This window comes from Sphingomonas bacterium, assembly GCF_028292945.1.
Taxonomy (GTDB): domain Bacteria; phylum Pseudomonadota; class Alphaproteobacteria; order Sphingomonadales; family Sphingomonadaceae; genus Sphingomonas.
This window is the reverse complement of record NZ_JAQGLJ010000045.1, coordinates 16,833-40,134: the sequence shown is the minus strand read 5'-3', so window position 1 is coordinate 40,134 and position 23,302 is coordinate 16,833. Positions and strand designations below refer to the sequence as shown.

At 67.2% G+C, this 23,302-nt stretch carries 20 protein-coding genes; 10 read left to right on the top strand and 10 right to left on the bottom strand.

Features of this window, described 5'->3' with window-relative positions; genetic code table 11:
* From tssE to JWN21_RS05785, 7 genes are all read right to left on the bottom strand, one after another.
* The gene (gene tssE, locus JWN21_RS05815) at positions 1-537 is read right to left on the bottom strand and encodes a type VI secretion system baseplate subunit TssE (RefSeq protein WP_299647190.1); all 537 of its coding nucleotides are present in this window, start codon (positions 535-537) and stop codon (positions 1-3) included.
* Between the two features lie 10 nt (positions 538-547).
* On the bottom strand, positions 548-1,336 hold the full coding sequence (locus JWN21_RS05810; RefSeq protein WP_299647188.1) for a type VI secretion system accessory protein TagJ: 789 nt from the start codon (positions 1,334-1,336) through the stop codon (positions 548-550).
* Between the two features lie 30 nt (positions 1,337-1,366).
* Positions 1,367-1,849: a type VI secretion system tube protein Hcp gene (locus JWN21_RS05805; RefSeq protein ID WP_299647186.1), complete on the bottom strand. Its 483-nt coding sequence runs from the start codon at positions 1,847-1,849 to the stop codon at positions 1,367-1,369.
* Positions 1,850-1,918: 69 nt separating this feature from the next.
* Positions 1,919-3,406 (bottom strand): type VI secretion system contractile sheath large subunit, encoded by a 1,488-nt coding sequence (gene tssC / locus JWN21_RS05800; RefSeq protein ID WP_299647184.1) that lies wholly within the window; start codon positions 3,404-3,406, stop codon positions 1,919-1,921.
* Between the two features lie 72 nt (positions 3,407-3,478).
* Complete coding sequence (gene tssB, locus JWN21_RS05795; RefSeq protein ID WP_299647182.1) at positions 3,479-4,009, bottom strand: type VI secretion system contractile sheath small subunit; 531 nt, start codon at positions 4,007-4,009, stop codon at positions 3,479-3,481.
* Positions 4,010-4,092: 83 nt separating this feature from the next.
* Positions 4,093-5,130, bottom strand: a complete 1,038-nt coding sequence (locus tag JWN21_RS05790; RefSeq protein WP_299647180.1) for a type VI secretion system ImpA family N-terminal domain-containing protein — start codon at positions 5,128-5,130, stop codon at positions 4,093-4,095.
* A 44-nt stretch (positions 5,131-5,174) separates the two neighbouring features.
* Positions 5,175-5,894, bottom strand: a complete 720-nt coding sequence (locus tag JWN21_RS05785) for an OmpA family protein (RefSeq protein WP_299647178.1) — start codon at positions 5,892-5,894, stop codon at positions 5,175-5,177.
* Between the two features lie 258 nt (positions 5,895-6,152).
* Here JWN21_RS05785 and JWN21_RS05780 point away from each other — a divergent pair, with 258 nt between their 5' ends.
* The 3 genes from JWN21_RS05780 to tagH all read left to right on the top strand — a co-directional run bounded on the left by JWN21_RS05780 (position 6,153) and on the right by tagH (position 10,666).
* A complete protein-coding gene (locus tag JWN21_RS05780; protein WP_299647176.1) occupies positions 6,153-8,177 on the top strand; it encodes a type VI secretion system Vgr family protein in 2,025 nt (674 codons plus the stop codon).
* 75 nt (positions 8,178-8,252) lie between these two features.
* Positions 8,253-8,816: a hypothetical protein gene (locus JWN21_RS05775; protein ID WP_299647174.1), complete on the top strand. Its 564-nt coding sequence runs from the start codon at positions 8,253-8,255 to the stop codon at positions 8,814-8,816.
* A complete protein-coding gene (gene tagH, locus JWN21_RS05770) occupies positions 8,813-10,666 on the top strand; it encodes a type VI secretion system-associated FHA domain protein TagH (protein ID WP_299647172.1) in 1,854 nt (617 codons plus the stop codon). The genes JWN21_RS05775 and tagH overlap by 4 nt, the downstream gene beginning before the upstream one ends.
* 255 nt (positions 10,667-10,921) lie before the next feature.
* Here the strand turns inward: tagH and JWN21_RS05765 are convergent, their stop codons facing one another.
* Positions 10,922-12,583 carry an electron transfer flavoprotein-ubiquinone oxidoreductase gene (locus JWN21_RS05765; RefSeq protein WP_299647170.1) on the bottom strand — a complete coding sequence of 554 codons (1,662 nt, stop codon included), beginning with the start codon at positions 12,581-12,583 and terminating at the stop codon, positions 10,922-10,924.
* 119 nt (positions 12,584-12,702) lie between these two features.
* Here JWN21_RS05765 and JWN21_RS05760 point away from each other — a divergent pair, with 119 nt between their 5' ends.
* From JWN21_RS05760 to JWN21_RS05730, 7 genes are all read left to right on the top strand, one after another.
* Positions 12,703-13,401 carry a uracil-DNA glycosylase gene (locus tag JWN21_RS05760; protein WP_299647168.1) on the top strand — a complete coding sequence of 233 codons (699 nt, stop codon included), beginning with the start codon at positions 12,703-12,705 and terminating at the stop codon, positions 13,399-13,401.
* Positions 13,398-15,176, top strand: a complete 1,779-nt coding sequence (locus tag JWN21_RS05755; RefSeq protein WP_299647166.1) for a lytic transglycosylase domain-containing protein — start codon at positions 13,398-13,400, stop codon at positions 15,174-15,176. The genes JWN21_RS05760 and JWN21_RS05755 overlap by 4 nt, the downstream gene beginning before the upstream one ends.
* A 6-nt stretch (positions 15,177-15,182) precedes the next feature.
* Complete coding sequence (moaB, locus tag JWN21_RS05750) at positions 15,183-15,710, top strand: molybdenum cofactor biosynthesis protein B (RefSeq protein WP_299647164.1); 528 nt, start codon at positions 15,183-15,185, stop codon at positions 15,708-15,710.
* Between the two features lie 166 nt (positions 15,711-15,876).
* A complete protein-coding gene (locus tag JWN21_RS05745) occupies positions 15,877-16,218 on the top strand; it encodes a PilZ domain-containing protein (RefSeq protein ID WP_299647162.1) in 342 nt (113 codons plus the stop codon).
* Between the two features lie 43 nt (positions 16,219-16,261).
* Entirely contained in the window at positions 16,262-17,335 is a 1,074-nt protein-coding gene (locus tag JWN21_RS05740; protein ID WP_299647160.1) for a PA0069 family radical SAM protein, read from the top strand.
* A gap of 56 nt (positions 17,336-17,391) precedes the next feature.
* The gene (locus JWN21_RS05735) at positions 17,392-17,907 is read left to right on the top strand and encodes a ferritin-like domain-containing protein (protein ID WP_299647158.1); all 516 of its coding nucleotides are present in this window, start codon (positions 17,392-17,394) and stop codon (positions 17,905-17,907) included.
* 1 nt (position 17,908) lies between these two features.
* Positions 17,909-18,037: a hypothetical protein gene (locus tag JWN21_RS05730; RefSeq protein WP_299647157.1), complete on the top strand. Its 129-nt coding sequence runs from the start codon at positions 17,909-17,911 to the stop codon at positions 18,035-18,037.
* Between the two features lie 57 nt (positions 18,038-18,094).
* Here JWN21_RS05730 and JWN21_RS05725 read toward each other — a convergent pair whose 3' ends face one another.
* Positions 18,095-19,678 carry a long-chain fatty acid--CoA ligase gene (locus tag JWN21_RS05725; RefSeq protein ID WP_299647155.1) on the bottom strand — a complete coding sequence of 528 codons (1,584 nt, stop codon included), beginning with the start codon at positions 19,676-19,678 and terminating at the stop codon, positions 18,095-18,097.
* 17 nt (positions 19,679-19,695) lie between these two features.
* Positions 19,696-23,277, bottom strand: coding sequence for a DNA polymerase III subunit alpha (gene dnaE, locus JWN21_RS05720; protein ID WP_299647153.1), 3,582 nt, complete (start codon positions 23,275-23,277; stop codon positions 19,696-19,698).
* Between the last annotated feature and the right edge of the window lie 25 nt (positions 23,278-23,302).

The following is a 23,302-nucleotide window of genomic DNA, read 5'->3' as shown; positions in this document are numbered from 1 at the left end:
CTACTCGTCCACCGCAACCGCGGCGGTGTCGGGATCGACGCGGGTGTGGAACTTGACGGGCATCGCGTGCGCGGCGGCGGTGATGTCGCCCTGGATCACGAAGGTGACCTGATGCTCGTGTTCCTGCCGCTCGACCATCTCGACGACCAGCGACTTGGCCTCGATGCGTGGCTCGAAGTGCCGGATCGCGTCGCGGATCTCACGCGCGCGCTGCATGACGGAACGGCGATGTTGCGCACGGCCCGCCATGTCCGGCAGCCCGTAGTTGAGCACGGATGTCTCGACGTGCGGAAAGCCTTCCAGGCTGCGCGTCGCGCCGAAATTGGTGGTGTTGAGCAGCCAGCCGAGCTCGCGCTTTACTGTCGCGCGCAGTGCCGCCTCGTTGAAGCGTTCCAGTTGGGGAACGGTGTAGAAGCGGAAATTCTCGCGCGCCACGGTAGTGCTCCCGGTGTCGCTGTCGACCAGCCCGGCCATGTCGATGTCCGAGACGAGCTTGTCGAACAGCGTCGGCGTCAGGCGCTGCTTGACCGCGGCCAATCCTCAGCCCTCAGCTGAAAACGAGCGAGCGGACCGACAGCAGGTCGCGATCATCGCCGGTCGAAAGCGCCAGCAGGTGCTGACCGCTGCCCGCCTGCCCCCAGTCGGTGTCGCGCCAGCCAGTCGCTCGCCCCAGTCGCTCGTTGACGTCGTCTGAGGCTTCGCTGCCCGGATAGCGCGTCGGCAGCATTGCGGCGACCGACTGGCCTTCCTTGAAGGCGAGCTGGACGGGATACCACACAGTGTCGCGCAGGTCCTTGGGTCCTTCGCTCTTGATGCTGGCCACGGCATCGAGCGGGACCAGTCCGTAGCGGCCGCCGATGATCGCCTCGACCGACGGCCCGAACCGGCTGTCGGCGTCGGCGATCCAGTCGAAATTCTCGCCGTCCAGATTGCCCGGAGTGTCGGGTGCTGCCTCGAACGCGGTATCGCGCGCCGCGTCGCCCTCGCTCGTACGGCCGGCGGCATAATGCTCGATCGCGTCGCAGAGTCCTTCGGCCCATTCGCTGGCCACCAGCAGCTTCATTCGCGCCTGGCCCGCGAAAACCGTGGCGCGTTCGCGCTCCGCCTGAACTGCCTGGCCATAGGCTACGCTCAGCATCTGCGCCTCGGGCGACAGCTGGGCGAGCAGATTGAGCTGATTGACCGCCTTGTCCCATTCGCCCGCGACCGCAAGCAGCTGGAACAGGAACATACGCGCGCCCTCGTCGGAGGGTTTGGCGCGGACGACCTCGACGAGCGCACGTCGTGCGCCGTCGAGGTCCCCTGCCCGCAGCAATTGGTCGGCGTCCGTAGCCATGGCCGTCCCCCTGCCGCGGTGTTGGTGTGTTTAGGCCTTGACGCCCTCGACGACGTTGAACGCCGCCAGGTTCTTGGCGCCGGCGGAACCCGCCTTGCCCTGCTCGATATATTCGAACTCGATCTTCGAATAGCCGAACGACAGCTGCTCGGTCATCTCGCTGCCACCGGCGCCTGCGTTCTGGAACGACGAGATCATCACGTCGGACAGCGTCACCTTGAAATACAGCATCGGCTTGTCGCCGGCCTTCTGCCCGGTGAACACCGCCTTGGCGAAGTGGGTGCCGGCGCCGGCCGCTTGATACAGCTTGGGCGACGACTTGTCGGTGTACTTGGTGAAGTGGATCTCGCCGAACGAGGCCTTGCCGGCCGACAGGCCAGCGCCGCCGCGGCCGATCTGCAGCGGCTGCGTGACGCCGAAGCTCATCGAATGGACGTCGATCTCCTTCTGGTGACCCGCCATCGTGGACTCACCCTCGATCGTGTCGAGTTTTAGAAAAAAGTCAGTGGACATTGCAATTCCCTCCGTTTTGGCCGCCCACCGTCCCAGACGACAGGCCGATCATGCTGCGCTGCCTGAATATCAGGCGGCCTTGGGCAGACGCGAGACCATGCTCATGGCGATGTCCATGCCTTCCATCTGGTAATGTGGAACGAACATGAACTTGCCCTTGTAGTAACCCGGGTTCTCCGGATCAGGCAGGATCTCGACCTGTGCCCCTTTCAGCGGTAGCTTGGCCTTGGTTTCTTCGCTCGAGGTTTGCGGCGAACCGTCGACGTATTGCATCACCCAGTCGCTGAGATCGCGCTGCAGCTGCGGCGCTTCGCGGGTGCCGCCGATCCAGTCGCGCACCATGCACTTCAGGTAATGCGCGAACCGGCACGATGCGAAGATGTACGGCAGCCGCGCCGACAGGTTCTGGTTTGCCGTCGCGTCCGCATTGTCGAACATCTTGGGGCGGTACAGCGTCTGGCCGCCGATGAAGGTCGCCTGATCGGTGTTCTTGCGATGCACCAGCGCGAGCAGTCCGGCCGCCGACAGTTCCGCCTCGCGGCGATCGGAGATCGCGATCTCGGTCGGGCACTTCATGTCCACACCGCCGTCGTCGGTGGGGAAGGTCGCGGTCGGCAAGCCCTCCACCGTGCCGCCCGACTCGACGCCCCGAATGCGCGTGCACCAGCCCCAGGTCTGGAACGCCTCGGTGATCCGTGTCGCCATCGCATAGGCGGCGTTGATCCACAGGTGGTTGTTGTGATCGCCGCCGGTGTTCTCCTCATAGTCGAACGCGTCGACCGGCTCGGTCTTCGCACCATAGACCGGCCGCCCCAGGAAGCGCGGCATGGTCAGTGCGAGGTAGCGTGAATCGTCCGACTCGCGGAACGAGCGCCACGCGGCGTAATCCGTCGCGTCGAACAGCTTGGCGAGATCGCGCGGATTAGCCAGCTCGGTCCAGGTTTCCATCCCGAACAGCGTCGGCGCGGCGCCGGCAATGAACGGAGCGTGCGCGGCCGCGCCGATCTTCGACAGTCCGCGCATGACTTCCAGGTCCGGCGCGGAATGATCGAACGCATAGTCACAGGTGAACGCACCATAGGGCTGCCCGCCCAGCTGGCCGAATTCCGACTCGTAGATCTTCTTGAACAGCGGGCTCTGGTCCCATGCCGCGTCACGATATTGCCGGAACATCTTTCGGCATTCGTCCTTGGACATGTTCATCACCCGGATCTTCATGTCCTTGCCGGTCGACGTGTTCATGACGAGATAGCTGAGGCCGCGCCACGCGGACTCGAGCTTCTGATAGTCCGGGTGGTGGATGATCGCATCCATCTGTTCCGAAATCTTGCGATCGAGCGCCGAACGCATCGCATCGACGGTCGTGAACACGTCGTCACCGATCACCGCCGCGTCGGCCAGCGCCTGCTGCGCCAGCGTCTGCACCGCCTGGCTGATCCGATCGGCCTTCTTGTCGTCCTGCGGCCTGAACTCCTTTTGCAGCAGCGACGAGAAGTCGTCGAACGCGATCGTCTCGCCCTGCGCCTGGCTCCCGCCCTGTAGTGCCTGTTCCGCCATAACCCGCCTCCAAGCCCCCCGGGGCTGTGCTGAAAAGAAAATGGCGACCGGGTTACCGGCCGCCCAATGCGCTTACTCGGCTGGCGACGTCGCTTCGGCCGGTGCGTCGCTGTTTTGCTTGGCCGAGGACAGCGCCTGCATCAGCGTCGGATCCTTGAGCACCTTGTCGAGCAACTCCTGCGCCCCGTCCTTGCCGTCCATGTAGAGCAGCAGGTCGTTGAGTTGCTGGCGCGCTTCGAGCAGCTTGGCCATCGCGGGCACTTTCTTGGCGACCTCGCCCGGCGAGAAATCGTCCATGCTCTTGAACTGGAGGTCGACCGCGAGATTGCCCTCGCCCGTCAGCGTGTTCTGGACGTTGAAGGCGGCGCGCGGTGCGATCGCCTCCATGCGCTGTTCGAAATTATCCATGTCGAACTCCACGAAGTCGCGCTTGGACGCTTCCTTCTTCTCGACATGGCTCTTGCCTGACAGATCGGACATCACGCCCATGACGAACGGCAGCTCGACCTTCTGTTTCGCGCCGTAAGTCTCGACCTCATATTCGATGTGGACGCGCGGCGCCCGATTTTCGCGAATGAACCGCTGTCCGCTCTTGCCCGCCATAGTTATTCCCCCCGGATCGTGCGGAATGGCCGTGACTCGCCCCCGCTGAAGTCCCCCTCAGGTTACGCGGTTCGCACCCTGAATCAATAGTCGGTTTCGCTGGCGGCCGGCTCGTCGAGTTTTGAGACGAGCACTTGCTTCGCCGCGGCCATGCTCTCGGGTACCAGATCGTCCAGCACCTCCAGAAAATCCATGTTAACCCAATGCTTTGCGCGCTTCATCAACACGGGGATCGGGCTACCCGGCTCTCGCGACTTGTAATAATCGACGATCGCGTCGATCGCGCGGATCACGTCTTCGCGGCTATTTACCCGACCCGACAGCCCGGGGCCGCTTGCGGGTCCACCGCTGCCGGCTCCTGCGGCATCTTCATAGCTGCCGGCGCCGGACTCGGCTGGCTCCTCGACGATGCCGGCATAGGGCGCGACCGCGCTGCGCAGCGACGCCAGCACGTCGTAGGTCGGCTGGAAGTTGGTGCCCGTATCGCTGCCAGCATTGGCGACCAGCACCGCATCGACACGCTTGATGTCGTCACGGATCGCATCCAGTTTGGCCACGGCCTCGGCAAAGGCGTCGACCACCTCTGCCTTGCGGTCGGGATCGTTGCTGTCGATCGCGCCGCGAAACTGCGCATAGCCGTCCGCGGATGCGCCCTCGCTCGCGAACCGTTCCAGGTCCGCGCCCGATACCTTGCCCATCCGGTGCTCGAACACGGTTACCTTGCGCAGCGGCGCCAGGAACTCGCGGATCTTGGTGAGCGAGTCGCACGGCGTCTTGCGCCCGACGAAATCGGCTTCCTCGAGCGTGGGATGAACCTCGTCCCAGACCTGTTCGAGCAGCCCGGCGAGCATCGCGATCCCGTCGCACACGCTCTGCAGGTCGCCGGCCTTCGCCCCCGCTCGCGCGAGGTAGACCGCGAGCCATAGATCGCGGGTCTCCTCCGCCTGCACGACGATGCCACGGATCGCCTCGCGCCAGGATCGTTCATCCACCTCGCCGCCATTGGCGTCGAGCTGGAACGGCGCCTCGATGTCGGCACGTGCGTCGGAATAGCCCAGATCGGGCCCGGCCATCGCCCCCGGCTCATCGGAGAGCGGCGCGACCAGCAGGTCAATGTTCAAAGGCGCTCACCCTCCCCCCAGAGGTCTGCCGAGTTAATGCCGGCTCAGGAGAGCAGCACGGCCTCGACCCGACGGTTCGCCTCGGACGAGGCGGCCCGGCCGGGCAGCGGTTCGTCCGGCCCGACGCCCTTGACCTCGACCCGGGTGCGATCGACGCCCTGGGCGACCAGGAAGTCCGCCACGGTCTGCGCGCGACGGCGCGAGAGATCGACATTCACCTGGCGCGAGCCACGCGCGTCGGTATGCCCCTCGATCAGGAACCGCTTGTCCTTGAGTTCGGGCATCATCAGCGCCTGAGCGAACCCGCGCGCACGACCTTCGGCCGCCGGCGTCATCGCCGCGGAGTTGTATTCGAACGTCAGCATCAGGTCGGCGCGCGCCGTGCCCGGCGTGGCCGCCGGCCGGGTCGCGGCGGCGTAATTGCGCGACGGCGCCGCAGCGCCGTAGCTGCGGGCCTGCGTGGCCGCAGCCAGACGGGCGGGTCGACGCATCGGCTCGGCGGCCACGGGCGCCGACGGCGCGGCGCGTGCGATGCGGAAGCCCCTGGTCGCCGGTGCGGCCGCGACCGGCTGCGATGCGCCGGTCGCCATGCGGAAGCCCTTCGTCGCCGGAGCGGCGATCGTCGGCTGCGACGCGGCGGCCGCGAGTCGGAAGCCCTTGGTCTGCGGCGCGGCCTTGGTCGGCGTGTCGTCGACCGGCTCGGCGTCGCCGCATTTCCCGGCGAAGGTGCACAAATAGCTGTTTACATCAGCGGTTTGTGCCATGGCAGGTCCCCCGACCATCGATCCGGCGATCGCCGCCGTTACAAGTATCCCGCGCATAGTCCCCCCTGTTCGTCTCATACTGAGCCAAAAGCAGGAGCGCAGCGTATAGCGAATCGGCCATGCTGACAAGCGCACCCCCCATTTGGGGGAGGGACAGGTTTGGCGTGGCGGCGTTACTGCTGTACGTCAATAGCGTCGTGTCGCGGGGGCGTTGCGACGGCCGCCTGTCGGCCGAAATCGAGACAAGGGGGGACCGGCATGGCCGCGACAACAGACACCCGGCAGGCACAGATGACCGTCGACCTGGGCGGCGAACAGGTCGTGCTGGAGCGCGCGCGCTTTCGCGAAAAGCTGGGCCAGCCCTTCGAGCTGCAGATCGACATCATCGCCGGGCTGGGCGAGATCGACCTCCTGCCCCATCTCGGCAAGCCGATCGCGGTCGCGATGTACGAAGACGAAGACCTGATGCGGCATTTCCACGGCCTGATTTCCGCGGGTGAGTTCACGCACGAAAGCCAGACCGGGTTTCATTATCGGCTGGTGGCACGGCCGTTCACCTGGTGGCTGGCGCACAATCGCGACATGGCGATCTTTCAAGATCTGTCGGTCCCCGATATCATCGAAAAGGTCTTCGGCGCCGCCGAGGTGTCCGACTACGAGCTCAAATTGTCGCGTAGTTATCAGCCCCGGACTTACTGCGTGCAGTATCGCGAAAGCGACTTCACCTTCGTCACCCGGCTGATGGAGGAAGAAGGCATCTATTATTACTGGCGGCACGCCAAGGACAAGCACACCATGGTGCTGTGCGATGGGCCGTCGGCGCACGAGGCCGGCGAGCCCGCGTCGCTGGAATACAGCACCACCACAGGTTCCGTGCACAAGGTCGGGTCCGGCGCGCGCGGCGGGCACGATCATTTCCTGGAAAAGCTGGGCGAGAAGGTCTCCAGCGGTGGCGAGGCCCTGGTGACGCGGCGCTCGTTCGACTTCGAAAAGCCCGAGCGCGCGCTGCAGGCGCAAGCCAACGAACGGGGCGAGCATCCGCGCGACGACCGGGAGGTCTATGACTATCCGACCCGCTATGTCGACGAGGGTCGCGGTCGCGCCCTGGCCGACGTTGAGATGGCGACGCTGCGCCGCGATCGTCAGGTGTATCTGGGTCGCACCCGCGCGATCAGCCTCGCCTGCGGCACCAAGCTGGCGGTCGGCCAGCACCCTGCCGCTCGCCTGAACCAGAGCTATCTCATCACGCAGACCGAGCATGTCATCCAGGCGGAGGAATACCGCGCGCACGACGATGCCGACAAGGACACCGAGGAGGAGGAGACGCACGTCCAGTTCCACGCGATCCCGGCGACCACCGGCTTTCACAGTGCAAGCGTGACACCGCGCCCGGTGGTGCAGGGGCTGGAGACCGCGATCGTCAGCGGCCCGTCAGGCGAGGAGATCTTCACCGACGAATACGGTCGGGTGAAGGTCCGTTTCCATTGGGATCGTGCAGGAACCGCGGGCGAGAAGAGCACCTGCTGGATCCGCGTCGCGCAGTTCGGGGGGTTGGGCAACATCATCCTGCCGCGCGTCAACCAGGAGGTGATGGTCGACTTCCTTCACGGCAACCCCGACGATCCGATCGTCATGGGCTGGGTGTTCAACAAGGCGCAGATGCCGGTCTATGCGCTGCCCGAGAACAAGACGCGTGCGCTGTGGCGCACCCGCAGCTATCCCGGCGGCAAGTCGACCACCTTTCCCGAAACCATGAAGCTGGATACCGCCGATCAGGGGGCGAACGAGCTCAGGTTCGAGGACAAATCGGGCGAGGAGGAGGTGTTCTTCCATGCCGAAAAGGACATGAACACTCGTATCCGGCACGATTCCACGCTGAAGGTTGGCCACAACGAAGATACGGTGATTGGCCTCGACCGAACCGACGAGGTCAAGCGCGACGAGACCACGTTGATCGGCAAGAACCAGAAGCTGACGGTCAAGGGCGATCAGACCGAAACGATCGAGGCCAAGCGCACGATCGAGGTCAAGGCCAACGACAAGCTGACCGTCGGCCAGTCGCAGGTGATCGAGGTCGGCACCACCATCAAGATGACCGCCAACAGTTCGATCACCATCCAGGTCGGCGGCAGCAAGATCACCATGAACGCCGGCGGCATCACCATCGACGCGCCGACCGTGACGGTGAAAGGTCAGGCGACGGCGAAGCTTACCAGCCCGATGACCGCCGTCGAGGGTAGCGGGATCAACAAGATCACCGGGGGACTTGTACTGATTAACTAGGCGCGGACGCCAAGCACGCTGCGCGCAGGAGGCGGAGGCGTTGTGGTGACCGGGTTTGGACCGTAAGACATGCCGATGGGGTGGAATCAGGTCAGGTGGACGGAGGCGCACCAAATCGCCTCGCTGATGGGAACGCCGGCCGACGCGCTGCCCGAAGCGGGCGTCACTCCCGACCAGCATTATGCGGCTTTGCGCGAGGCGGGTGACCGGCCGGGCGCGGTCAACTTCCTCGGTCATGCGCTGCAGCGGCTGGAGGCACTGGCCTGGGCGGCGCGCGTGTTGGAAATGGAAGGCGCGACGCGCGAGCTTCGTCGCCCGGATCGTCAGGCGCTGGACCATGCGCTGCGCTGGCTGGGCGATCCCAACGACGTGACCAGGCGCGCGGCGATGGACGCGGCCGAAGCGGCGGGCGAAGCCAGTCCCGAGCGCATGCTGGGCACCGGGGTGTTCTTTTCAGGCGGCTCGATTTCCGATCCCGACTTGCCGGCAGTCCTGCCGGCGCCCGAGCTGGCGGGGCGTTTCGCGGCCATCGCGGTGACGCTGGCGGCGGCGCGTGCCGAGGACCGGGATGCGGTGCTCGATCGCGCGATGGCGCTCGGCGAGCGCGTCGCGTCCGAAGGGACCGGGGCGCTGCGATGAGCCTGACGCTGACGATCCGCAACGTCGACCGGCTGGACAATGGCGGCTCCCGCGAATTCGTGCTCACCCGGCGCGGCGCGATGATCGGACGCGCCGCGACCTGCGACTGGAGCCTGCCCGACCCGCGCAACTACATCTCGTCGCGTCATTGCGAGATCACCTTTCGCGACGGCTTTTATCTCTGGAACGATATCAGCACCAACGGCACCTTCCTCAACGGCGCGTCCGACCGCATGGCCGCGCCGCGTCGGATCGAGCCGGGCGATCTGTTCCTGATCGGCCACTACGAGGTCGTGGCGGCGCTGTCGGGCGAAGCCGCAGCGGCGGTGGAACGTCACGAGGAGCAGGAAGCGCAGGCACACCAGGCCGAGGGTGGTTGGGGCTGGGATGCGCATGGCGGCGATGCCCCTGCCCCTGCCCAAGCCGACCTGGGCGGTTGGGGCGACGCGCCCGCGAACAGCGGCCTCGCCAGCGGCATGGGCGGCTCGGCGGCACCACTGGACGGCTGGGGTGCGCCGGCCGGTGGCGACGTTGGTGGAGGCGGTGGCTGGGGCGCCCCCCCCAGTCCCCACGGTGGAAGCGGCGGCTGGGGCGCCGAGCCGGCGGCACCGGCGGACGACTGGGGTGGCGCATCCACCGCGTCGAACGATGGATGGGGCGCCGCACCCGCCGCTGACGCACCCGAACCCTCTTCCTGGGCACCCCCGGTGGCGGGCCCGAGCCTCAACGCCGCCGCCCCCTATGCGCAACGCGGCGGTGGCGGCGGCGGCGGTGGTGGCGCAATGCCCGCCGGACCGACCGATGGCGGCAACAGCTGGGCACCCGCGCCCGTTCAGGCGGAGGAGCGCGCCGCCTCGCCCTGGGACTCCGCGCAAGCGCCCGTGCAGCAATCCTCCGCCTGGTCCAGCGCCGTGCCCGACCGGCCCAAGGCGGCATCTCCCAATGACATCTGGGGGTCGATGGAAAACAGCAACGTGGTCGACTGGGCGCGCGCCGACTTCGGGCAGAAGCAGGCGGAGAACGCCGACCCGCTGGGGCTGAACAAGCGCGCCGCCGATGCGCTCCCCAGACAGCGACCTCCAGCGCCGCAGCCTCAGATGCCGCCGCTGGCCGATAACGGCTGGGGCGCGGCACCCGATCAGGGCACCCTTCCCCCGCCAACCCAGCCGGCGCGCCAACCTGCGCCACGTCAGTCCGCTCCCCAGCAGCAGCCGCCGGCAGCGGCGCCGCGCGCTGCACCGCCACCGCCCCCCAGCGCGCCCGATATGACGCAGGTCGTGATGGCGCTCGCCGCGGCGGCGGGGCTGCGGCCCGAGCAGGTGAAGCAGCCGACCCCCGAAACGCTGCAGCGGGCGGGCGACTTGTTGCGGCGGCTGGTCGGCGGGCTGGTGGTGATGGTGGAGGCCCGCGCGCGCGCCAAGTCGCAGATGGGCGCGGAACGGACCGGGCTCGAATTCGACGGCAACAACCCGATAAAGTTCGCGCGCAGCCCCGATCAGGCGCTCGCGGCGCTCCTCAATCCGCCCGAACGCGGCTTCATGCCCGCCGAAAAGGCGATCGAGGATGCCTATTTCGACCTTCAATCGCACCAGATGGCGACGTTGAAGGCAATGCAGGGCGCATTGCGCGCAACGCTCGACCGCTTCTCGCCGACCGCAATCAAAAAGCGCGCGGAGACCGGCGGTTTCATGCAGCGCCTCCTGCCCGGCGGCCGCGACGCGACGCTATGGCAGACCTATGAGCGCGAGTTTTCCGGCGTCGCGCAAGGCTCCGACGAAGCGTTCATGGACGTCTTCGCAAAGGAGTTCCGCAAGGCCTATGACGAGCAGAGCCGGAACCGGAAACGGTAGGGACCTCCGTCATCCCGGCCTTGAGCCGGGATCCAACATCGGCATAGCGACCTTGGCGAGGAGTTGGGTCACGCCCACCCGGCATCCCTCCCCGGCCGAAGCCGGGACCTGGTTGGCCGCGCCGGGTTCTTGGTGGCAGTACAGGGCTGGAGGCACGCCGCGGCGAAGCCGCGGCGTGGAACGGGTCGGCAAGCCCACCCGCCGGCCGCGCTTGCGCGAGTCTTTGCGCCGGCACGGCCCAAGCCGCGCGGCGCGTCACATATTCGGGTAATTCGGCCCGCCGCCGCCCTCCGGCACCACCCAGTTGATGTTCTGCGTCGGATCCTTGATGTCGCACGTCTTGCAGTGGACGCAGTTCTGCGCGTTGATGACGAACTTGGGATCGCCTGTGTCCTCGCCGACGATCTCGTACACGCCTGCGGGGCAGTAACGCTGCGCCGGCTCGTCGTAGATCGGCAGGTCGTAGGTGATCGGGATGTCGGGATCGCGCAGCGTCAGGTGGACCGGCTGATCCTCCTCGTGATTGGTGTTCGACAGGAACACCGACGACAGGCGGTCGAAGGTGAGCACACCATCCGGCTTGGGATAGTCGATCGGCTGCACCAGGTCCTTGCGCCACAGGCTCTCGTGATCGGGCTTGTGCTTCATCGTCACCGGCCATTTCAGCCCGAAATGCTCGGTCCACATCGCGACACCCGAGATTCCGGAGCCGAGCAGGTCGCCGAACTTCTTGACCAGCGGCACGACGTTGCGGACGATCGACAGTTCCTTCTTCAGCGCGGAGCTGTCGAATGCCTCGGGGTACGCGGTCAGCTCGTCATGCTCCCGCTCCTGCCCGATCGCCGCGAACGCCGCTTCCGCCGCCCACATCGCCGACAGCATCGCGCCATGCGTACCCTTGATGCGCGGCACGTTGAGGAAGCCCGCCGAACAGCCGATCAGCGCGCCGCCGGGGAAGACCAGCTTGGGGATCGCCTGCAATCCGCCGTCGTTGATCGCGCGCGCGCCGTAGGAGACGCGCTTGCCGCCCTCCAGCAACTCGCGCACCGCCGGATGGGTCTTCCACCGCTGCATCTCGTGGAACGGCGACAGGTACGGGTTGGTGTAGTTCAGCCAGGTCACGAAGCCGATCGACACCTGCCCGTTCGCCTGATGATAGATCCAGCCGCCGCCGTTCGATCCGTCGGTCTCCGACAGCGGCCAGCCTTGCGTGTGGACGACCTTGCCTGGCTCGTGCTTGTCGGGAGCAATGTCCCACAACTCCTTGATCCCGATGCCATAAACCTGCGGCTGCGCATCGCGCGCCAGGTCAAAGGTGCGGATCACCTCCTTGGTAAGATGTCCGCGTACGCCCTCGGCGAAGAACGTATATTTGGCGTGCAGCTCCAGCCCCGGCGTGTAGTCGGATTTGTGGGTGCCGTCGCGCGCCACGCCCATGTCGCCGGTCGCGACGCCCTTCACCCGCCCATTGTCGTCGAACAGGATCTCTGCCGCCGCGAAGCCGGGGAAGATCTCCACCCCCATCGCCTCGGCGCGCCCCGCCAGCCAGCGGCACAGGCTGCCCAGGCTGCCCGTATACGTCCCCTTGTTGTGCAGGAACGGCGGGGTCCACAGGTGCGGCAGGTTGAACTTGCCCTTGCGTGTCAGCACCCAGTGCAGGTTCTGCGTCACTGGCGTCTGCGCCAGCGGGCAGTCCGTCGCGCGCCAGTCGGGGATCAGCTTGTCGAGCCCGGTCGGATCGATCACCGCGCCCGACAGGATGTGCGCGCCGACCTCCGACCCCTTTTCCAGCACGCATACCGACAGCTCGCGCCCGCCCTCCTCGGCGAGCTGCTTCAGGCGGATCGCGGCGGACAGCCCGGCGGGGCCGGCACCGACGATCACCACGTCGTACGGCATGGATTCACGTTCGCTCATTCTTCTCGGCTCCAGGAGCGGGCGCCACGGAACGGCGCGGCCGCGCAACGTCTTGACGCGTAAAGCCGATCAAGCAAGTTGACCCCTACGTCAACCGGGCGACACGGCAGGGCGTGGGCATGGAACACATAGGTGATTGGCACGCCGCCGCCGCGAGCACGCTCGACTGGTGGCGCGAGGCGGGGGTCGACATACTGGTCGAGGACCACCCGCGCGACTGGCTCGCCCGCGCGGCGCCCCCGGCACCGCCTGCCGAACCGCTGCCCGCCGCAACCGCCCTGCCCGCGACCTTGGCGGAGTTCCTCGCCTGGCGGACAAGTGACGCCGCGCCCGAGGCGAGCTGGCGCGGGGCGACGATCGCCGCGACGGGACCGCTCGATGCCAGCCTGATGGTACTGGTCGACTGCCCGGACAAGGACGATCGCGACGGCCTGCTCGGCGGCGCGGCGGGCAAGCTGTTCGACCGGATGCTTGCCGCGATCGGCCTGACGCGGGGGGAGGTCCACCTCAGCGCGGTGTGCGCCAAGCGCCCGGTCGCCGGGCGCATGCCCGCCGAGGTGCAGGCGGAACTGCACCGGCTCGCGCAGCATCATGTCGGCCTGCTCGCGCCGCGGCGATTGCTGCTGATGGGCGACGCCGCCGCCCGCGCGCTCACCGGCGTGGAAGTGCTGCGCGCGCGCGGCGGTTTACATGCTATTAAGCATGACCGTGGTGAAGCGGCGGCGATCGCCACGTTTCACCCGCGCCTGCTGCTGGAACGCCCGGCGCAAAAGGCGGACGCCTGGAAGGACCTGCAATTGCTGATGAGCGCCCGATGATCGCCAGCCTGGCCATGTTCCTGGCAACGGCTGCCTCGCTGCCCGCGCTGGCGGCGGCGCCGGCCGCGCCGATGCCCGCGCCCGCCGCCATTCCGCCCCAACTGGATGCCGCGCAGCGCGACGGCTATCAGGCGGTGTTCGCCGCGATCCGCGAGGAGCGCTGGCAGGACGCGCAGCTGCAGCTCGATTCGATCAAGCCCGGCCCTCTGCACGCCATCGCGCGCGCCGAACTCTACACGGCAAAGGGCAGCCCTCGCGTCGAGCTGGAGCCGCTGGTCGAGCTCCTCACCCAGTCGCCCGAATTGCCCCAGTCCGACGCGCTGGCCCGTCTCGCCAAGGCACGCGGCGCGCTTGAGCTGCCACCGCTTCCGGTCACGCGGACGCTGATCTGGCGGGACGGCGCACCTGCGCGACTGCGCGCAAAGGCGGTCAAGGGCGACGGGATCGCGGCCGACCTGACGCTCGCCATGCAACCCTTCGTCAAGGTCGACGACGGCGCGGCGGCGGAGTCGTTGCTCGACGCGACACCCGGCCTCACCCCCGAGGCCTTGACCGAGTGGCGGCAGCGCGTCGCCTGGATGTACTACCTGTCCGGCCGCGACGCCGACGCACGCCGCGTGGCGCTGCTCGGTGCGGACGGTGCCGGCGACTGGGCCGTGCCCGCGCGCTGGGTAGCCGCGCTGGCGATGTGGCGGCTGGGCGACGCCACGGCGGCAGCGACGGCGTTCGAGGGCGTCGCGACCCGCGCCGGCGACGTCGACCTGCGCGCCACCGCGCTCTACTGGGCCGCGCGCGCCGACATGGCGGCCGGCCGACCCGACCGGATCGAGGCGCGGCTGAAGACGGCGGCGCAGTGGGATGAGACCTTCTACGGCCAGCTTGCGAAACAGGCGCTGGGCCTGCGGTCGGGCACCAAGCCCCGGCCCCGGCTGGTCCCGAGCGATTGGGCGGCGCTGGATCGCCGTCCCAACATCCGCGTCGCCGCCGCGCTGGCGGAGATCGGCGAGACCGACCTCGCCGACAAGGTGGTTCGCCAGCAGGCCCGCATTGGCGAACCCGGCGAGTTCGCCGCGCTGGCGCGTCTCGCCGATGCGCTCGACCTCCCCGCGACGACGTTCTGGCTGGCGCATAACCGTCCGACCGGGGCGGGAGCCGCCGCCGAGGCTCGCTTCCCGACGCCGAGCTGGAAGCCGGAAAGCGGCTGGCGCGTCGATCGCGCGCTCGTGTTCGCGCACGCGCTGCAGGAATCGAGCTTTCGCGCCAAGGTGGTCAGCCCCGCCGGCGCCTATGGCCTCATGCAGATCATGCCCGCCGCCGCGACCGACTTCGCGCGCGAGCGTGGCCTGCCGGCGATGGACCGCACCGCGTTGACGCGGCCGTCGGTCAACATGGACGTCGGCCAGCGCCACCTCGAGCGGCTGCGCGACATGACGGGGACCACCGGCGGGCTGCTGCCCAAGGTGATCGCCGCCTACAACGCCGGTGCCAAGCCGGTGGCCGAGTGGAACGCGATCGTCCGCGATGGCGGCGATCCGCTGCTCTACATCGAGAGCATCCCCTATTGGGAGACGCGTGGCTACGTCACCACCGTGCTGCGCAACTACTGGGTGTACGAGGCGCAGACCGGCAAGACCGCCTCGGCGAGCCGCACGGCGCTGGCGCAGGGCCTGTGGCCACGCTTTCCCGGCCTTCCGGGCGCGACATCCGTACGGCTCGATGCTCGCCCGAGCGCGGCCGCCTCGGCGGCGCTGGCGAACACGACGGGCACCGACTGAGCATCGATGCCCATCGACGACTCGCTGCCCTTCCTGCCGGTACGCATCGCCGTTCTCACCGTCTCGGACACCCGAGGTCCCGCCGACGATCGATCGGGCGCCACACTGGCGGCACGGTTGACCGATGCCGGGCACGTCCTGGCGGACCGGGCGATCGAACCCGACGATGCCGACACGATCGTCGCGCGGCTGGAAGCGTGGATCGCCGACCCGCTTGTCGATGTCGTGATCTCGACCGGTGGCACGGGCGTGACCGGCCGCGATGTGACTCCGGAGGCGTTCGCGCGCGTCTGGGAAAAGGAGATTCCCGGCTTCGGCGAGCTGTTCCGCTGGCTCAGTTTCCGCACCATCGGCACCTCCACCATCCAGTCGCGCGCCTGCGCCGGGGTCGCGCGCGGCACCTATCTGTTCGCCCTGCCGGGATCGACCGGTGCGGTGAAGGACGGGTGGGACGGCATCCTCAGGGATCAGCTCGACAGCCGCCATCGGCCCTGCAACTTCGTCGAGCTGATGCCGCGCCTGCTTGAGCGATAGAGTCTATCGGCCGTTAACTTTTGCGTCGAAGCTGCTGGAAAAGTTCAACTCACCGCTCCCCCGCCGCCACTTGACGTAAGTGAGCCGAATGCTGACAGTCTGTTCATCTTGGCTGCAGCATCCGACTGCCTAGAAGGTAGTGTAACGCTTTATCGGGGAGAGCGGGATGGCGACCCGGATTGTCTTTAGCCGCAGGAGTTCTGCGCTGTACGATCAGCGGCAGGAGCCGCGACATCGGATCGAATGCGTGCGTGCGACGGCGCAGGGCGAAACCGAGGAGCCGTTCGTCGCCACGCTGGATGACATTTCCACATTCGGCTGCCGATTGAGCGACGTCGCGCCTCTCGAGGAAGGGCACCAGCTCTGGCTACGCCTCCCGAAGACAATGCCGATCACCGCACGGGTGGCGTGGAGCAGGGACGGTGCACTCGGGTGCCGTTTCGATACGCCGATCAGCCAGGGGCTGATGCGGTCGCTTCTGCCCGCTGCAACGGCCGGTTCATTCTGAACAGGGTTCTTGCTATGTTCTGACGCGAGGTATAGCGTTGGCCATGGCCGGTACTCGACCGACACGCGGTGCGACGCTCAACGCGGTGAGCAGCCGCTTCGCCCTGCCGGCCACGGAACCTGACGGCGACTGGCTCGACGCGCGCGAGCAGATCGACGGTGCCGCGCCGCCTCTGCGCACCAGCGTCACGGTCGAGACCCCGCGCACCATCATCAACCGTGTCGGTTCGCCCGACATCCCGTTCGATCGCTCGATCAACCCGTATCGCGGCTGCGAACATGGCTGCATCTATTGTTTCGCGCGACCGACGCATGCCTTCCTCGACCTGTCGCCGGGGCTGGATTTCGAAAGCAAGCTGTTCGCCAAGCCCGGCGCGGCGGCGCTGCTCCGCACGGAACTCGCTAAGCCCGGCTACGCGGCGCGACCGATGGCCCTCGGCACCAACACCGACCCCTACCAGCCGATCGAAGCCGAGTGGCGCATCACGCGACAGGTGCTCGAAGTGCTGAGCGCGTGCGATCACCCGGTGACGATCACGACGAAATCCGATCGCGTCGTTCGCGATCTCGACATACTGGCGCCGATGGCGGCGAAAGGACTGGCCGTCGTGTGCCTGTCCGTCACCTCACTCGACCCGAAGATCGCGATGACGGTGGAGCCACGCGCACCGGCGCCCGAGCGCCGCCTGACGGCCGTCCGCCGCCTCGCCGATGCGGGCGTGCCGGTCTATGTCTCGATCGCACCAATCATCCCGGCGATCACCGACCATGAGCTGGAGCATCTGATCGAGCGCGCGGCCGAGGCTGGCGCGCGCGGCTGCTTCTTCATCCCGGTGCGGCTGCCCTGGGAGGTAGCGCCGCTGTTCCGGGCCTGGCTGGACGAGCATTTCCCCGACCGCGCCGGCAAGGTGATGAGCATCATCCAGTCTCTACGCGGCGGTCGTGACAACGACCCGGATTTCGGCACCCGGATGCGCGGACAGGGTCCATGGGCCGACCTGCTCCGCACCCGCTTTCAGCGCGCCTGTCGCAAGCACGGGCTGAACAGCGAGCGGCTGCAGCTGCGCAACGATCTGTTCCGGGCGCCGCCCGGGCCGCAGGGTGAGCTGTTCGCTTGAACCAAACGCGCACATCGACCGTTGGACGGGTCCACTTTCAGCAAGGAATCGCACCGATGGTAGATCAGACCTATATGCAACAGCTCTTCATAACCGGTCTCAAGAACGCGCATGGTGTCGAGCATCAGGCGCTGCAATTGATGGACCGGCAGATCGAGCATCTGGAGAACTATCCCGAGGTGGCCGACATGCTGCGCATGCATCGTGTCGAGACGGAGGGGCAGTTGCAGCGGATCGACACGCTGCTCGACGGCTTCGGCACGTCGGCCTCGGCCGCCAAGGATGTTGTGCTGGGCGCAGTCGGCAACGTGGCCGCTCTGGCGCATGTCTTCACGCCCGACGAGATCATCAAGAACAGCTTCGCCAATCACGCCTTCGAGAACTTTGAGATCGCCGCCTACACCTCGCTGCTGACGATGGTGGACCTTGGTGGCTTCACCAACGCCAGGTCGGCGCTGGAGCAGTCGCTGGGCGAGGAAAAGCGCATGGCGCAGCTGGTGCTCGACAGCATCCCGGCGATCACGCGCAAATATGCCGAGCTGCGTTCCGCCGGTCAGACGGCCGGCCACTGAGATGACCGACGACAGGCGCGCCGACGCAGACAAGCTCAATCGGACCGGCGAGGAGCCGGAGGCGGAATCCGGCGCAGGCTACGGCAGTCATGCGCCCGGGGAGGCCGAGCCGGAAGAGAAGAGCGCGTAATCGGCGGCGCCCGCAGCTTCTCCGCGGCGAAAGCCGGGGAGAAGCTGCGTTGCGGTTCTACGCCTCCTCGAGACGGTAGTCCTTGAACCGCTCGCGCAACGCGCTCTTCAGCAGCTTGCCCGTCGCGGTGTGCGGCAGGTCGTCGAGGAACTCGACCGCGTCCGGCAGCCACCATTTCGCCACCGCGGTCGCCAGATGCGCGCGCACCTCGCCCGCGGTGACCGCGCTGCCCGGCTTGCGCACGACCAGCAACAGCGGACGTTCGTCCCATTTGGGATGCGCAATCCCGATCGCGGCGGCCTCGGCGACGCCGGGACAACCGACCGCCGCGTTCTCCAGCTCTACCGAACTGATCCACTCTCCGCCCGATTTGATCACGTCCTTGGCGCGATCGGTGATCTGCATCGTGCCGTCGGGATGCATGACGGACACGTCCCCGGTGTCGAACCACCCGTCGGAATCGATCGCGTCGGCTTCGGCCTGGAAGTAGCGCTTCACTACCCAGGGGCCACGGACCTGCAGACGACCGGAGCTCACGCCGTCACGCGGCTGTTCGACCTCGGCGTCGTCGATCACGCGCAGCTCGACCCCGAACGGCACCTGACCTTGCTTGCTGATCCGATCCAGCTTCTGCTCGTGGCTATACTCGTCCCAGTCGGCGGGTGGCGACCCGGCGGTCCCGATCGGGGAGGTCTCCGTCATCCCCCACAGATGCTTGACCTCGACCCCCATGCCCATGATCCGTTCGATCATCGCACGCGGCGCGGCCGACCCGCCGATCGTCACCTGTTGCAGGAAACGCGGGGCCTCGCCGGTCGCGTCCGTATGCCCGAACATCGCCAGCCAGACCGTCGGCACCCCGGCCGAATGCGTCACCTTCTCGCGGTTCATCAAATCGCACAGCACGGCAGCGTCATTGGTCGCGGAGTAGACGAACTTCGCTCCGGCCAAGGCGCCCGCGAAGGGAAGACCCCAGGCCGCAGCGTGGAACATCGGCACGATCGGCAACACCACCGAGCGCGCACTCAGGTTGAACACCGCCGGTGCAACCTCGGCCATGGCGTGGATCATGGTGGAGCGATGTTCGTACAGGACGCCCTTGGGATCGCCCGTGGTGCCGCTGGTATAGCAGAGCATGCACGGCTCGCGCTCGGGCCCTTCATGCCAGGCATAGTCGCCACTCTCGGGGTCGATCAGACTGTTGAAGCTGCCGTCGTCGAAGCAGACGAAATGCTCGATGGTGGTCCACTGCGGCCTCAGCCGGTCGACGATTGGCTGAAAAGCCTTGTCGTAGAACAGTACGCGGTCTTCGGCGTGATTGGCGATATAGACCAACTGTTCGTCGAACAGGCGTGGGTTGATCGTGTGAATCACGCCACCCATGCCGATCGCGCCGTACCAGGCGGTCAGGTGATGGGCATGATTCATCCCCAAGGTCGCGATGCGGTCGCCGACCTGACAACCCATCCTTTTAAGCGCTTGCGCCAGTTTCCTCGCATTGGCAGCGACCTCCGCCCAGTCGCTGCGCGTCTCCGTGCCGTCCGCCCAGCGCGACACGATCTCGCGCCTGCCATGCTCGCGTTCGGCATGCTCCAGCAGCCGCGGCACGCGCAGCTCGAAGTCCTGCATTCCACCCAGCATTTGCGCCCTCTCTCCGTTCAGCCGACCAGCTGCAGACGCGTAGCGGCCTGCTTGAAGGTGACGGCGGTGACACCGTGCATCGACTCCAGCCGCCCGGCAAGCTCGGCATCAAGCAGGAAGTCGCGACCGAGCAAAAGGCCAACTTCGACACCGGGCGACAGGGCGACCCGCGCCCGAACTTCGCCCCGCGCGCCGCGATGATCCGCCAGCAACGTCGCCAATGCATCGAAGGCTGCGGCGTCTGCGACCTCGAGCTCGACGGCGAACCGGGCCGTGGACGCCAACGCCTCGAACGGCTGGATGCGCTTCACCGTCACGCGCGGCGTCTCCTCGCCAGGCCGGCGGTCGAGCTCGGCGGTGACGAGCCCGCAACCGCCATTCGCCGCCGCCTCCTCCAGGTCCTTGGCGACCGCGTCGTCGAAACAGGTCGCGACGAACTGGCCGGAGGCATCGGACAGCGTCGCCATCAGATAGCGTTTGCCTCGCGCCGACGTCCGCCAGCGTGCGTCCTCGACCAGCACAGCCATCATCGCGCCGGCGCGCGTACCGTCGTCAGGGATCCGCAATTCGCCGAGCTTTGCGTACTGCCGCGCGCCGTACATGCGCGCGAGGTGCGCGTGCCGATCGATCGGGTGCGCGGAGAAATAGAAGCCGAACGCCTCCTTCTCCTGCTCCATCCGCTGCGACAGCGTCCAGCTTGCCGAGGCGGGCAGCGCGATCGCATCGCCTGCCACCTCCGTGTCGCCGAACAGGCCGCCCTGCCCGCTGGCCTTGTTGGCATGCGTCCGCGCCGCGACCGCCAACACCGTTTCCGCCACCGCGAACACCCCGGCGCGGTTCGCGTCGATCGCATCGAACGCGCCGGCCGCGGCAAGCGTCTCCAGCTGACGCTTGTTGAGGAGGCGCGGGTCGACGCGCGTGGCGAGGTCGTCAAGGCTGCGGAACGGACCATTCGCGTCGCGTTCCGCGACGAGCTTGTCCATCGCGCCCTCGCCCACCGACTTCAACGCGCCGAGTGCGTAGCGGACCGCGACGCCCTCGCCTGCCGCCTCGACGTCGAACTCCGCGCCGCTGCGGTGGATGCACGGTGGCAGCACGGGCACGCCCAACCGGCGCGCGTCTTCCACGAACAACCCAAGCTTGTCGGTCAGCGCCATGTCGTAGCACATCGACGCCGCGTAGAACTCGGCCGGATGGTGCGCCTTCAGCCACGCGGTCTGATAGGCGAGCAGCGCATACGCTGCGGCGTGCGACTTGTTGAACCCATAGCCGGCGAACTTGTCGATCAGATCGAACAGCTCGTTGGCCTGGCGTGCGCCGATGCCGTTCACGGTCGCGCAGCCCTCGACGAAGCCGGCGCGCTGCGCGTCCATCTCGGCCTTGTTCTTCTTGCCCATCGCGCGCCGCAACACGTCCGCGCCCCCGAGCGACAGGCCGGCAAGCACCTGGGCGGCCTGCATCACCTGTTCCTGATAGACGAAGATGCCGTAGGTCTCCGCCAGGATCGGCTCCAGCAACGCATGCGGGTAGCTGATCGGCTCCTGCCCCTGCTTGCGGCGTCCGAAGCTGGGGATATTGTCCATCGGCCCAGGGCGGTACAGTGACACGAGCGCGATGATGTCGCCGAAGTTGGACGGGCGCACGGCGGACAATGTGCGCCGCATACCCTCCGACTCGAGCTGGAACACGCCCACCGTGTCGCCGCGCTGGAGCAGCTTGTACACCTCGGTATCATCCCAGGTGAGCGCATCGAGATCGACGACGATGTCCCGCTTTGCAAGCAGTTGCAGCGCTTTCTGTAGAACGGATAGCGTCTTGAGGCCGAGAAAGTCGAACTTCACCAGCCCCGCGCCCTCGACATACTTCATGTCGAACTGCGTGACGGGCATGTCGGAGCGCGGGTCGCGATATAGCGGCACCAGTTCGGCGAGCGGTCGGTCGCCGATCACCACACCCGCGGCGTGAGTCGAGGAGTGACGTGGCAAGCCTTCCAGCTGACGCGCCAGATCGAGCAGCCGGCGGACCTGATTGTCGTTGGCATATTCGCGCGCCAACTCACTGACGCCATTGAGCGCGCGGTCGAGCGTCCACGGGTCGGTCGGGTGATTGGGGACCAGCTTGGCGAGCCGGTCGACCTGACCATAGCTCATCTGCAACACGCGCCCGGTGTCCTTGAGCACCGCGCGCGCCTTGAGCTTTCCAAAGGTGATGATCTGCGCGACCTGGTCGCGACCGTATTTCTCCTGAACGTAGCGGATCACCTCCCCGCGCCGCGTTTCGCAGAAGTCGATGTCGAAATCGGGCATCGACACGCGCTCGGGGTTCAGGAAGCGCTCGAACAGCAAGCCGAGTTGCAGCGGGTCGAGGTCGGTGATCCTGAGCGACCAGGCGACGACCGACCCGGCGCCCGAGCCGCGCCCCGGTCCCACGGGGATGTCGTGATCCTTGGCCCAGCCGATGAAGTCCGCGACGATCAGGAAGTAGCCGGGAAAGCCCATCTGGATGATGACGTCGAGCTCGAAGGCGAGGCGGTCGCGATAAGGTTGCCGCCATTGCTCCCCTCCCCCGTGGGGGAGGGGTTGGCGGTGGGATTGTTCAGGTACGATGCGTTCGCTGTTCGACAGCCCCTCCTCTAAGTCCTCCCGCAAGCAGGAGGGGGACTTCAGCGCATCGATCCGATCCAGCCGCGCCTCCAGACCCGCATGTGCATCCCGGCGCAGCAGCTCCGCCTCCGCCGACGGATCGCCGGCAAGGCTGGGCAGGATCGGCTTGCGTGCCGGCGCCGACACTGCACACCGCTGTGCCACCACCAGCGTGTTCGCGATCGCCTCCGGCACATCGCTAAACAACGACGTCATGGCGTCGGCCGGCTTAATCCAGGCATGCGGGCAGCTGCGCTGGCGGTCCTCGCTGTCGACATAGGAGGAGCTGGCGATGCACAGCATGGCGTCGTGCGCGTCGCCGAACGCGGCTTCGGCGAAGCAGCTGGGGTTGGTCGCGACCAGCGGCAGATCGCGCGCATAGGCAAGCTCGATCAGTGCCAGCTCTGCCGCCTGCTCGATCGGATCGTCGCGTCGACTCAATTCGACGTAGAGCCGATCGGCGAACAGCGCCTGCAGGCGATCGGCATAGGCATGCGCGCGTGCTGGCTGATCCTCTGCGAACAGGCGTGCGAGCGCGCCCTCCCCGCCCGCCGTCAGCGCGAGCAGACCCGCAGTGCGACCCTCCAGCGCCGCGAAGCAGACATGCGGCGGCTGTTCGATCGGCCGGTCGAGATGCGCCTCGCTCACCAGCGCGCACAACGCCTGGTATCCGCCTTCGTCCTGCGCGTAGAGCGCCAGCCAGTCGAGCACTGGCGTGCTGCCATCGGGCATGTCAGGCCGCGCCACGGCCAGCATCGTGCCGATGATCGGCTGAACGCCCTTTTTCCCGGCCGCGTCGGCAAACGCCATCGCGGCGTACAGCCCGTTACGGTCGGTCAGCGCGGCGGCGGGAAACTTCAGCTTGGCGGCTTGGGCGGCGATGTCCTTGGGCTCGATCGCCCCGTCGAGCATCGTGTAGCAGGAGAAGATGCGGAGAGGGACGAAACCGGCGTGCATCGCGCGACTATGGCGGGCGTTAACG